This is a genomic window from Stenotrophomonas sp. YJH_SMC_94-11 (assembly GCF_059370435.1).
The window spans coordinates 48242-60496 of record NZ_JCAFTR010000003.1 but is presented as its reverse complement, the minus strand read 5'-3'; the positions used below and the strand labels follow the sequence as shown (position 1 = coordinate 60496).

General features: G+C 66.3%; 10 protein-coding genes. 5 read left to right on the top strand and 5 right to left on the bottom strand.

All coding sequences use genetic code 11. The features are described from left to right. The first annotated feature begins 228 nt into the window (after nt 1-228). Nucleotides 229-1479: an alkaline phosphatase family protein gene (locus tag AC5P74_RS07030; protein ID WP_206620734.1), complete on the top strand. Its 1251-nt coding sequence runs from the start codon at nt 229-231 to the stop codon at nt 1477-1479. Nucleotides 1480-1611: 132 nt separating this feature from the next. On the opposite strand, the gene AC5P74_RS07025 is transcribed toward AC5P74_RS07030, so the two are convergent. Both AC5P74_RS07025 and AC5P74_RS07020 read right to left on the bottom strand, forming a co-directional pair. Beyond that, nucleotides 1612-1791 (bottom strand): 30S ribosomal protein THX, encoded by a 180-nt coding sequence (locus AC5P74_RS07025; RefSeq protein WP_004150462.1) that lies wholly within the window; start codon nt 1789-1791, stop codon nt 1612-1614. A 110-nt stretch (nt 1792-1901) separates the two neighbouring features. Continuing rightward, nucleotides 1902-2315 (bottom strand): MerC domain-containing protein, encoded by a 414-nt coding sequence (locus tag AC5P74_RS07020; protein ID WP_005415804.1) that lies wholly within the window; start codon nt 2313-2315, stop codon nt 1902-1904. Between the two features lie 135 nt (nt 2316-2450). Here AC5P74_RS07020 and AC5P74_RS07015 point away from each other — a divergent pair, with 135 nt between their 5' ends. The 4 genes from AC5P74_RS07015 (at nt 2451) to AC5P74_RS07000 (ending at nt 8334) form a co-directional block, all read left to right on the top strand. Then, the gene (locus AC5P74_RS07015; RefSeq protein WP_206620735.1) at nt 2451-4652 is read left to right on the top strand and encodes a TonB-dependent receptor; all 2202 of its coding nucleotides are present in this window, start codon (nt 2451-2453) and stop codon (nt 4650-4652) included. 277 nt (nt 4653-4929) lie between these two features. Continuing rightward, nucleotides 4930-5496, top strand: coding sequence for a TetR/AcrR family transcriptional regulator (locus AC5P74_RS07010; protein ID WP_005415802.1), 567 nt, complete (start codon nt 4930-4932; stop codon nt 5494-5496). Next, the gene (locus AC5P74_RS07005) at nt 5496-7169 is read left to right on the top strand and encodes an MFS transporter (RefSeq protein WP_005415801.1); all 1674 of its coding nucleotides are present in this window, start codon (nt 5496-5498) and stop codon (nt 7167-7169) included. The genes AC5P74_RS07010 and AC5P74_RS07005 overlap by 1 nt, the downstream gene beginning before the upstream one ends. 10 nt (nt 7170-7179) lie before the next feature. Beyond that, nucleotides 7180-8334: an HlyD family secretion protein gene (locus tag AC5P74_RS07000; RefSeq protein ID WP_495204863.1), complete on the top strand. Its 1155-nt coding sequence runs from the start codon at nt 7180-7182 to the stop codon at nt 8332-8334. 70 nt (nt 8335-8404) lie between these two features. On the opposite strand, the gene AC5P74_RS06995 is transcribed toward AC5P74_RS07000, so the two are convergent. From AC5P74_RS06995 to AC5P74_RS06985, 3 genes are all read right to left on the bottom strand, one after another. After that, nucleotides 8405-8896 carry a Fur family transcriptional regulator gene (locus AC5P74_RS06995; protein WP_005415799.1) on the bottom strand — a complete coding sequence of 164 codons (492 nt, stop codon included), beginning with the start codon at nt 8894-8896 and terminating at the stop codon, nt 8405-8407. 34 nt (nt 8897-8930) lie between these two features. Then, nucleotides 8931-10334 (bottom strand): glutamate--tRNA ligase, encoded by a 1404-nt coding sequence (gene gltX, locus AC5P74_RS06990; protein ID WP_346607781.1) that lies wholly within the window; start codon nt 10332-10334, stop codon nt 8931-8933. 154 nt (nt 10335-10488) lie between these two features. After that, entirely contained in the window at nt 10489-12081 is a 1593-nt protein-coding gene (locus AC5P74_RS06985) for a M20/M25/M40 family metallo-hydrolase (protein ID WP_065197074.1), read from the bottom strand. Nucleotides 12082-12255: the final 174 nt, after the last annotated feature.

Genomic DNA, 12255 nt, shown 5'->3' with positions numbered 1-12255 from the left:
GGGGGCTCGATGGCGCCATCCATGGCGCCAACGGTCCTGCCCACCCACACCGCCCCACCTTCGACAGATTCCCGCGGCGGTGGGTAGGTGTCGACCTTGGTCGACACGGTAGATCCACGCCATGCGTGGATGGAGGCATCTGGAATCTGTCTGGAGAAAAGCCCCCTTCTTGTTGAAGGGGGCGCGCCGTGTCTTGGGCGCGTCATTGCGGCGGCTTATCATGCGCGGATGACTTCCGTACGCCTGACCTGTGCGCTGGCGCTGCTGCTGCCCCTGGCTGCCTGCACCACCGCGCCCGCTCCTTCCGCCTCCGTTCCCACTTCCATCGCTGCGGCGGCACCGCCGAAGCTGCTGCTGATCTCCATCGACGGCCTGCGCGCCGATGCGCTGGACCGCAGCCTGACCCCGAACCTGCAACGCCTGATCGATGGCGGCGTGCGCGCACGCTGGATGACCCCGTCCTATCCGTCGCTGACCTTCCCGAATCACTACACCCTCGTTACCGGCCTGCGCCCGGACCACCACGGCATCGTCAACAACAGCATGGACGATGAAGCACTGGGCCGGTTCGAGCTGAGCAATCGCGAAGCGGTTACCACCAGTGGCTGGTGGGGCGGCGAACCGATCTGGGTCGGCGCCGAGAATGCTGGCGTGCGTTCGGCCACCACGTCATGGCCAGGCAGTGAATCGGAGATCCGTGGCGTACGCCCCAGCCAGTGGCGCATCTACGACGGCAAGGAGCCGCTGGAACAGCGCGCCGGCATCGTGCTCGATTGGCTGTCACAGACCGACGCCGATGCCCCCCGCCTGACCACGCTGTACATGGAACACGTGGACAAGGCAGGTCACAGCTACGGCCCCGAGTCGAAGCAGTACGCCGACGCCATCGTGCGCGCCGACCAGATCGTCGGCCAGGTGCTCGACGGACTCCAGCAACGTGGGCTGGCCGCAACCACCAATGTGATCGTGGTCTCCGACCATGGCATGGCCAGTGTCCCCGCTGGCCAGGTGATCGCCACCGAATCGATGGTCGACCCGGCGATTGCGCGCAATGTCAGCCAGGGCCAGTCGGTCGGCTTCGCACCGGTGGTCGGCCATGAAGCCGCCGCCGAACGCGCTCTGCTCGGCCGCCACGCGCACTACGAATGCTGGAAGAAAGAAAAACTGCCGGCGCGCCTGCACTACGGCACCCATCCGCGCATTCCCGCCATTGTCTGCATGATGGATGAAGGCTGGGATGCCCTGCATCAGGAAAAGATCGCCAAGCGCGAACAGCAGGACCGCGGCTCGCACGGCTACGACAACGCGCTGCCGTCCATGCGCGCGGTGTTCGTGGCCAGTGGCCCGTCGTTCCGCCAGGGCCTGGTGATCGATGGCTTCGACAATGTCGATGTCTATCCACTGCTGGCACACCTTCTGCAGGTACCAGCCGCGCCGAACGACGGCAACCCGGAAACGCTGAAGAAGACCCTGCGCTGATCCGGTTGTAGAGCCGAGCCCACGCTCGGCTGCATTGCGCCAGCCGGGCATGGGCTCGGCTCTGCAAAATCATGCATAAAAAAACGCGGCGCCAGGCGCCGCGTTCTTCCTTGGACCAGTCGCGCGGCCGGATCAGGCCTTGGCGACGGCCTTCTTCGCCACGGCCTTCTTCGCCGGAGCCTTGGCCACGGTCTTCTTGGCAACCGGGGCGGCGGCGCCTACGGCGACCTTGCTCGCGGTATGCGAACGGGCGTTGCCGTAGCTGGCGTTGTAGCGCTTGCCCTTGGCGGTCTTGCGGTCACCCTTACCCATGTCTTCAACTCCTCAAGTGTGAAATCTGGTTACCCCGTACTGACACGGGTTCGGCGGGGCCGCCTTGCTGGGCGCCCCCGCGCACGATCGAAAATCCTATCATGGAGCGCCTAGTGCGCGCAGCTGGCGTCGTGTACGTGGCCGTGGTTCAGGCGCAGGTTGACTAGATGGGCAACGCCCACCAGCAGGCCACCGATGGTCATCACCACCGCATGCGGCACGGCGTTGTGATGCAGCGGCTCGTACAGCACGCCGGCCCACAGCGCGACCAGGCCGGGGATCAGGAAGCCCAGCGCACGCAGCGCGCCATGGCGGCGGTAACCCCAGACCAGGCTGAACAGCCCAAGCAGGGTCACGAACAGCACCAGCGCCTGTTCAACGCCGTCGCTCAGCCAGAACGACAGGCCCAGCGAGGGCGCTGCCGCCAGCAGCACCGGGATGACTGCGCAATGCACCGCGCACAGCATCGAACCGGTGGCACCGAAACGGTCGAGCAGGTGGCGCAGGCGTGAGGACAAGGACATGACTTCCAGCAGGGTCGGCGAATCGTTATGGAATAATATAACATCCCTTCCCGACCCGCACGCTTTCCCTCCCCCTGTCCCATCGACGGGATTCGTGCGCCCCGCGATTGATACAGTGTAACAAAGGACCCATCCATGCCCGCCCACACCGCACGGCTCAAGCCGCATTCCCTGGCCCTGGCCCTCGCCGCCCTGCTGCCGTCCGTCGCCTTTGCAGCCGGTCAGGACACCGCCCATCGTGACCGCCACCTGACCGAGCTGTCCTCGGTGCAAGTCACCGCGTCGCCGCTGCAGGGCGATGCCGAATCCCTTGCGCGCCCGGTGGAGGTGCTGGCCGGTGAGCGCCTGGACGAACAGAAGGCCGGCACCCTCGGCGATACCGTGGCCAAGCTGCCCGGCGTGCAGAGCACCTTCTTCGGGCCCGGCGTCGGGCGCCCGATCATCCGCGGCCAGGAAGGCCCACGCGTTGCGGTGCTGTCCAACGGCATGGGCAACATGGATGCATCCACCGTCAGTGCGGACCATGCCACCAGCATCGAGCCGTTCCTGGCTGACCAGATCGAAGTGCTGAAGGGGCCGGCCACGCTGCTGTTCGGCAGCGGTGCCATCGGTGGTGCAGTCAATGTGGTCGACGGCCGCATCGCGCGCGAGCTGCCCGAGCGCCCGCTCAGCGGCCGCGCCGAGCTGCGTGGCAATTCGGTGAACAACGAGCGCAGCGGCATGTTCCGCCTCGATGGCGTCAGCGGCAATGTCGTGCTTCATGTGGACGGCCTGGTGCGCAATGGCGACGACTACCGCATTCCCGGCTATGCGGTGATCGACAGCCTGGAAGACCACCACGACGACCACGACCACGCGGGCGAGGAAGGCGAAGAGCCGCGTCGCGGCCGCCTCGACAACAGCTCCATCCGCACCCGCGCCGGCGGCGTCGGCGCCACCTGGCTGGGCGAAGGCGGCTACTTCGGCGTGTCGGCCAGCACCTACCGCACCAACTACGGCATTCCCAACGGCGCACACGTGCACGCCGACGGCGACGATCACGGCCATGACCACGGCCACGACCACGGCGATGAAGAGGAAGGCGGCGACGAGCATGACGTGCGCATCGACATGGTGCAGAACCGCTTCGAGACCAAGGCCGGCATCTACAACCCGGTCTCGTTCCTGAAGAACATCAACGCACGCGTGGCCTACACCGACTACGAGCACGTGGAGCTGGAGGCTGGCACGCCCTCCACCCGCTTCACCAACCGCGGCATCGAAGCGCGCCTGGAAGCGGTGCAGCAGCAGATCGGTGGCTGGGACGGCGCCTTCGGCCTGCAGTTCGGCAACAGTGATTTCGGCGCCAAGGGTGAAGAAGCGTTCGTACCGGATACCGGTACGAAGAACATCGGCCTGTTTGTACTGCAGGAAAAGCAGTTCGGCCCGTTCAAGCTGGAACTGGGTGGCCGCCACGACCAGGTCAAGCTGGACCCGACCGGTGACTACCGTCGCCGCACGTTCGGTGCCACCAACCTGTCTGCCGCCGGTATCTGGAAGCTCAACGATGCCGTTGACCTGCGCATCGGCGTGGACAGCTCCGAGCGTGCACCGACCAACGAAGAGCTGTACGCCGCCGGCGCGCACATTGCTACCCGTTCGCTGGAGATCGGCGACGGCAACCTGAAGACCGAGCGCGGCCAGCGCGTGGAGCTGGGCATCCACACCCACAGCGAGCGCCTGGACTTCTCCGCCTCGGTCTACCAGACCAGGTTCAAGGACTTCATCTACCTGGCCGACACCGGCGTTACCGAAGGCCTGCCAGTTCGTGCGTGGACCCAGCAGGACGCGGTATTCCGCGGTGCCGAGGCCGAGGCCCTGGTGCACCTGTTCGAGGGTGGCGCCGGTGACTGGGATCTGCGCCTGTTCGGTGACTATGTGAAGGCCAAGCTGGATGGCAGCGGCAGCCGCAACCTCGACATCGCCGTGCCGCACGGCGACCACAATCACAACTACACGGTGGAGCTGGCCAACACCGGCTACCTGCCGCGCATTGCTCCGGCCCGCGTCGGCGCCGACCTGCGCTGGTCGAAGGACGGCTGGCGCGCCTCGGTCGGTGCGGTGCGTTACAGCCGCCAGAAGGACGTGGCGCAGAACGAGGAGCCGAGCGATGGCTACACCCTGGTCGATGCGCACCTGGCCTATCGTTGGGACCGCAACGCCAGCAACAGCTACGAGGTGTTCCTGGATGGCAGCAACCTGACCAACCGCGAAGTGCGCCCGCATACCTCGCTGCTGCGCGACTACTCGCCGCTGCCGGGCCGTGGCGTCGCATTCGGTATCCGCGCGTTCTTCTGACTCTCCTCCATCCACGCATGGCGTGGGTCTACTGCACCACGCCGGGGGGCGGATCCCATTCCGCAGGAATGGGCTCTGACCCCGGCCTGAGACCACGCATGGCGTGGATCTCCTTGCCACTCCTTCCACGCGTACGCAGCGGGGGCCTTCGGGCCCCCGTTTTCATTTCAACCCACGCGCTCACACACCCGTCACAAAGATGTGCGTACCACAACAAGCGGACAATCCCGTCACCCAATGTCTCGCCAATCGGACACTTTTGTCCGAAAATAATTCCATGACTGCCCAACGTGCCGATGCTGCCGCCCGCCGTGCCCTCATCCTCGACGCCGCCGATCATGTGTTCGGCCAACACGGTGTCACTGCCCCACTGGACCTGGTGGTCGAACGCGCCCAGGTGGGCCGCGCCACCCTGTACCGCAACTTCCCCGACCGCACCGCGCTGATCCAGGCGCTGCTGCAGCGTACGGTCGACCGCATCCGGCGCCAGGTCGAACAGCTCGGCGACCGCGACGACGCCCTGTTCGAGGTGTTCGAGGGCATGGCCCAGCGCATCATCGATTCGCCTGCGCTGGCCGATTACTGGCGCGCGGTCGATTCGGACGTGCCGGCCATGCGCGCGGCGCGCGAGACCGTGCGCGACCTGCTGGAGGAGCCGATCGCCCGCGCCAAGGCCGCCGGGCTGTGCCGTGCCGATCTGGAGAAAACGGATATTTCACTGATCTCGGGCATGCTGGGCGCAGCCCTGCGCGGCAAGACCCGCGACGAGCGCGCCCACCTCGCCGGGCGCGCCCTGCAGCTGCTGCGCGGGGGTCTGCAGGGAGCAACCAGCGAGGCGCGCTGATGGTCCAGCCGTATCTGAAGCCGGTTCCGGATTGGGAGGAGCACGAGAAGCCGACCATGCCCGGATCGGCATCGATGCCGTGGCACCCACCGTACCGGCGTGTGGCTTATGCGCTGGTATCGCTGCTGGTGGCGATCACCGGCGGGCTGGGCAATGCGCTGGTCACTGCCAACCTGCCGTTCCTGCAGGGCCAGCTGGCGCTGACCCCGACCCAGGGCAGCTGGCTGGTGGCGGCCTATGCAATGGTCAATGTCACCGCCAACCTGCTGGCCTTCAAATTCCGCCAGCAGTACGGCATCCGCCTGTTCGCCGAAATCGGGCTGGGCCTGTACGCGGCGCTGGCGGTGCTGCACCTGTTCGTCGGCAGCTTCGAGACCACGATGCTGACCCGTGCCGCCAGCGGCTTCGCCGGCGCGGCCTGTTCGACCTTGGGCACGCTGTACATGCTGCAGGCCCTGCCCCGCCGCTTTACCGGCAACCTGCTGGTGGTCGGCGTCGGCCTTTCGCAGCTGGCGGTGCCGATCGCCTGGATCGTTTCACCAGGCTTGGTGGATACCGGCCAGTGGCACCAGCTGTATTCGTTCGAGGCCGGCCTTGCGTTGTGCGCATTCGCCGCCGTAGTGGTGTTGAAGCTGCCGCCCGGCATCCAGGTGAAGGCCTTCGAGCCGCTGGATTTCCTTACCTTCGCGTTGCTGGCGCCGGCGGTTGCGCTGCTGGTGATCGTACTGGCGCAGGGCTACACCCGTTGGTGGCTCAACACGCCGTGGCTGGGCTGGGCGCTGATCGCCTCGATCGTGCTGTCCACCACCGCCTTCATCATCGAACACTACCGGCGCAATCCGCTGCTGCAGACACGCTGGCTGGCCAGCCTGCCCGTACTGCATTTCATCGTCGGCGCGTTCCTGATCCGCTTCCTGACCACCGAGCAGTCCTACGGCGTGGTCAACCTGATGCGCACGCTCGGCATGGGCCCTGATCAGTTGCGGCCGCTGTTCGTGGTGATTCTTGCCGGCGTGATCACCGGTATCGCCGGCACTGCACTGACTTTCGGGCCCAAACGGCTGATCCCGCAGCTGCTGATGGCGATCCTGCTGCTGGGCGCTGCCGCCTTCTTCGACCAGCACCGCACCAGCATGGATCGGCCGCACGATTTCTACGCCAGCCAGTTCCTGGCCTCGGTCGGCGCCGGCATGTTCATGGGCCCGCTGATCATGCTCGGCATTTCCGCTGCGTTGAAACAGGGTGTGGACCACATGATCACCTTCCTGGTGACGCTGTCGATCACGCAGACGCTGGGCGGTCTGGCAGGTTCGGCGGTGCTGGGGACCTTCCAGCTGCATCGCGAGCAACTGTACTCCAGCGCGCTGACCAGCCAGCTCGATCCAGCCGATCCTGTGGTGGCGCAACGCCTGCGCCTCCAGCAGCAGCTGTACAGCGCACAGATCACCGACCCGGTGCTGCGCAGCGCGCAGGGCAGCGCGCAGCTGGCGCAGACCACGCGCCGCGAAGCCAATGTGCGAGGCTTCAATGATGTGTTCACCCTGAGCGGTTGGCTGGCGATCGGCTTCCTGTGCTGGTTGCTGCTGCTGTCGCTGCGCACCGCCGTGCTCAAGCAATGGCGCAAGCGCCACCCCGCCCTTTCCACCGCGGCCACGCCAGCCGCGCCCCGCTGAGTTCTCGACCATGCCCCCCGTCCCGCCCCGATCCGACGACGCCGACAACGTGACCCCACCACCGCCGACCGACGCGGCACCTGCGCCCACGCCCGTTGAACCGGCAGTCGCGCCGAAGTATCTCAAGCCCAGCGCGCGCAGCGTGGTGGTGATGGTGGTGGTGGCCCTGCTGGGCATTGCACTGATCCTGCGCGCCTGGCACCTGTGGCCGTTCACCAGTAGCGTGATGGTGACCGACAACGCCTATGTGCGCGGCCAGATCACCGTGATGGCGCCACAGGTCAACGGCTATGTGACTGAAGTGCTGGTGAAGGATTTCCAGCACGTAAGGCAGGGCGAGCCGCTGCTGCACATCGATGACCGCATCTATGCCCAACGCGTCGCCCAGGCGCAAGCGACGCTGGACAGTGCGCGCGCGGCGCTGGCCAACTCCGACCAGTCGCAGGCGCAGAACCGTGCGCAGATCGCCTCGGCGCGCGCCACGCTCTCGGCTGGCCAGGCCGAACTGCAGCGCGCGCGCAACGAGCTGAAGCGCTACGAGGAACTGGCCGCGCAGCAGTTGGTGTCGATCAATGACCGCGACAAGTTCCGCACCAGCCAAGTCTCGGCGCAGGCCAGCGTGCAGCAGTCGCAGGCGCAGATCCGAATCGCCGAGGAAACACTGGTGTCGACCCAGGTCGCGCGCAAGAGCCTGGAGGCCCAGGTGGAAAGCGCACAGGCGCAGCTGGAACTGGCCCGCATCGACCTGGCCAATACGGTGATCCACGCACCGCGCGACGGCCAGATCAGTGAAGCCAGCGTGCGCGTGGGCCAGTATGTCGCCGCCGGTTCGCAGCTGCTGTTCCTGGTACCTGACACACTGTGGGTGGTGGCCAACTACAAGGAAGGCCAGACCTGGGGAATGGCGATCGGCCAGCCGGCCACGTTCTCGGTGGACGCGTTCCAGGGCCAGGTGCTGCGCGGCCGCGTGCAGGAGATCGCGCCCGCCACCGGATCGGAGTTCAGCGTGTTGCGCCCGGACAATGCCAGCGGCAACTTCACCAAGGTGGTGCAGCGGCTGCCGGTGCGGATATCGATCGATGAAGGCCAGAAGCTGGCCGCGCAGCTGCGGCCTGGCATGTCGGTGATCGTGCGGGTGGATACCGCAGGCAAACCGAAGGACTAGCGTTTGTCATGAAACGGGGGTCAGATCCCTTTTGCCAAGGCAAAAGGGATCTGACCCCAGGACCCATTGCTCAGCCCGCGCAGCGCGCGCAGAGACCGTGCACTTCCAGCGTCTGTGCCTGCGGCTGGAAGCCCAGTTCCTTGGCCCGCTTCTCCAGCTGGCTGACGATCTCGCGGTCTTCCAGCTCCACTGCGCTGTGGCAGCTGTTGCAGATCAGGAACGGCACCGAATGGGCGGCGCTGCTGGGATGGTGGCAGGCGACGAAGGCATTCACCGACTCCAGCTTGTGCACGAAGCCATTGGCCATCAGGAAGTCCAGCGCGCGGTACACGGTGGGCGGGGCATCAGCGCCCACGCCCTTGCCGTTGCGCACCCATTCCAGCAGCTCGTAGGCCTTGACCGGCTTGCCGGCCTCGGCGATCAGCTTCAGCACGTTGGCGCGGATCGGGGTCAGGCGCAGCCCGCGTTCGCGCGAGACACGCTCGACCACCGCCACGAAATCCGATGCGTCGTGGACGTGGTGGTGCGGGGCGGTACAGGCAGTGGCGGTCTTGGCGGGCATGCGTGTTCTCCGGTTCGGGCCTGGCAAGGATGCCTCAGGCCGTTGCTACCTTGGTGATGGCCACATCAATGCGTTTCAAGGCCTGTTCGCGACCGGCCAGGTACACGGTATGGGAAATGTCAGGGCTGACCTGGGTGCCGGTGATGGCCACGCGCAGCGGCTGGGCGACCTTGCCCATGCCGATCTCCAGCGCTGCGGCCGCGTCATGCAGGGCCACCCCCACCGACTCGGCGGTCCATTCCGGCAGCGCGGCCAGCAGCTCGCGGGCCTTGCCCAGCGCCACCTCGGCACCGGCCTTGAAGTGCTTGGCCACCGCCGCTTCATCGTACTGGGTCAGCGGCTGGTACCAGACCACGGCCTTCTCGGCCATTTCCTTCAGGGTCTGCACGCGTTCACGCAGGGCGATCACCACATCCTCCGGAGCCGGGCCGGCGGCCACGTCCAGCCCCAGCTTCTGCAGCTGGTAGACCAGGTGCGGCACGATCGCGGCCACGTCCTCGGTCTTCAGGAAGTGCTGGTTGACCCAGCCCAGCTTGGCCATGTCCAGGCGCGAGGCCTTGGAATTGCAATCCTTCACGTCGAACAGGTCGATCAGTTCCTGGCGGCTGAACAGCTCCTGGTCACCATGCGACCAGCCCAGGCGGGCCAGGTAGCTCAGCAGCGCATCGGGCAGGTAGCCGGCGTCCTTGTACTGCATCACGTCAGCCGCACCGGTGCGCTTGGACAGCTTGGCGCCCTGCTCGTCCAGGATCATCGGCATGTGGCCGAACCTGGGCACCGGCGCGCCGATGCCTTCATACAGGTTGATCTGGCGCGGGGTGTTGTTGATGTGGTCGTCGCCGCGGATGACCTCGGTGATGCCCATGTCCCAGTCGTCCACCACCACCGCGAAGTTATAGGTGGGGTAGCCGTCCGGGCGGAAGATGACCATGTCATCCAGCTCGCTGTTGGCGATCTCGATGCGGCCCTTGATCAGGTCATCGAACACCACCGTGCCTTCCAGCGGGTTCTTGAAGCGGATGACGCGGTTCGGGTCGTCCCGGTAGGGCAGGCCCAGATCGCGCGCAGCGCCGTTGTAGCGCGGCTTTTCCTGCCTGGCCATGGCGGCCTCGCGCATGGCATCCAGCTCCTCGCGGGTCTCGTAGGCGTAGTACGCCTTGCCCTCGGCGATCAGCTGCTCGGCCACTTCCTGGTAACGGGCGACGCGGTCGGTCTGGTAGATCGGGCCTTCGTCGTAGTCCAGGCCCAGCCACTCCATCGCCTCCAGGATGGCGTCGATTGCGCCCTGGGTGCTGCGTTCGCGGTCGGTGTCCTCGATGCGCAGCACGAACTCACCGCCGCGGTGACGGGCCTCCAGCCAGCAGTACAGCGCGGTGCGGGCACCACCGATGTGCAGGTAGCCAGTGGGACTGGGGGCGAAGCGGGTGCGGCAGGTCATGGACGGCTCGAGGAACGGGAATCCCCCGATTTTACCAGCCCACCGCCCCCGACGGAAAAAGGGGACGGAGGGGATTAAGTCGCGATTGCCCAGCCCTGGGGTGCTGCAACCGGGAAGCGGAGGGGAGATACGACTTAATCCCCTCCGTCCCCTTTTACGGTTCTGCCTTTCGCGGGAAGGACGGCTCGCGCATTGCGGCGTTGTAGGCGAACGAAGCGACGATGGCCGCGGCCTGCTTCAGGTCTTCCGGTTCGGCGTGATCCCAGGTGTCCAGGTGGCTGTGGTGGACGTTGGTGAAGTAGTCCAGCCGGTCCTGGATGAACTGGAAGCCCGGCAGGCCGATGCGATCGAAGCTGATGTGGTCGGTACTGCCGGTGTTGCGGGTGGCCACGGTGGTGGCGCCCACGTCATGGAACGGCGCCAGCCAGGCTTCGAAGATCGGCATCGCCGCCAGGTTTTCCTGCGCGTAGATGCCACGGAAGCGGCCCGAGCCGTTGTCCATGTTGAAGTAAACCTGGAACTTGCTGTAATCGCGGGTCTTCTGCAGTGCACCGGTCGGCTCGCGCAGCGACGCCGGCAGCGCCTTCTGCGCCGCGTCGGTGGGTTCGGGGAAGCGACCGAAATGCTTGGCGACGTAGGCCTGCGAGCCGATCAGGCCCTGCTCCTCGCCGCTCCACAGCGCCACGCGGATGGTGCGCTTGGGCTTGGCGCCGGTGGCCTTGAGGATGCGCATCGCCTCCATCATCACCGCCACGCCGGCCGCGTTGTCGGCCGCACCGGTGCCGCTGTGCCACGAATCCAGGTGCGCACCGATCATCACCACTTCATCGGGCTTGCTGCTGCCGCGGATCTCGGCCAGCGTGTTGTAGCCGGGCTGGTCGGCCTCGTCGGTGAAGCGCGCCGCTACATCCACGCGCAGGCGCACCGTCTGCTTGGCCTGAAGCGCGCGCACCAGCGGATTGAAGTGTTCGCTGATCATCGCCAGTTCCGGAATGCCCACCGGCTCACCGGCCTTGCGCGAACCGCCGCCGGCAACGCGGATGATGCCGTTGTCCCAGCTGCTGATGCTGATCGAGGCCAGCGCGCCCTCTTCGACGAAAAACGCATTGACCTTGGCCGCCAGCTGCTGGCGTTCCTGGTACTCCTTGACCCGCTTGGCGCGCTCGGCGGTAGCGTCCTTGTCCTTGGGCAGGGTGAACTCCTGCAGGCCCTCGAGCGAGGTCGCGTCGTGGCGGTGCGAATCGGGCTCGGTGCCCCGCTTGTATTCGCGTGCCTCGCCCAGCAGGAGGATCTTGCCGCGCAGCTTGCCGCGGTACTTCTCGATGTCTTCGGGCTTCTTGATGTCGACCTGCACCAGCTCGCCTTCGACCGGGCCCTTCGTACCGGGGGTCCAGGCTTTGGGCAGCGCATGCAGCGGCTGCACGCGGTCACCCAGCATTTCCACGCTCGCCGAGGTGAATTCCCAGCCGCGGCCGAAGTCATCGAAGGCTTCGTCGTGGACGTTGTCCAGCTTCCATTCGTTGAACTTGCCGCGGGTCCACGCATTGGCGCGGCCCATCGCCGGCGAATTGCTCAGGCGCGGGCCGATGCGCTCGGTGAGATAGCTGAAGGTGTCCATCACCTGCGAACGGTGGAACGCCTCCTGGCGGATGCGGCTGACCATGTCCAGGTCCACCGTTTCGCGCTGCTGCGCCGCTGCATTGCCACCCATCGCCAGCGCTACGGCCAGCACGCCCCACTTCAACACATCGCACCCCTGCCCTTCGGCTCGATCATCAACCCATCGAGTCTAGCCAGCCGGGGCGCGGCGATACCGTCCCATCGGTCATGGGCGGCGCGGAAGCGTGCGAACCGAGGTTCGCACCCACCGCAGAGTGGTTGGTTCGCACCCACAGCAGAGTCTTGGTTCGTACCCGCAAAG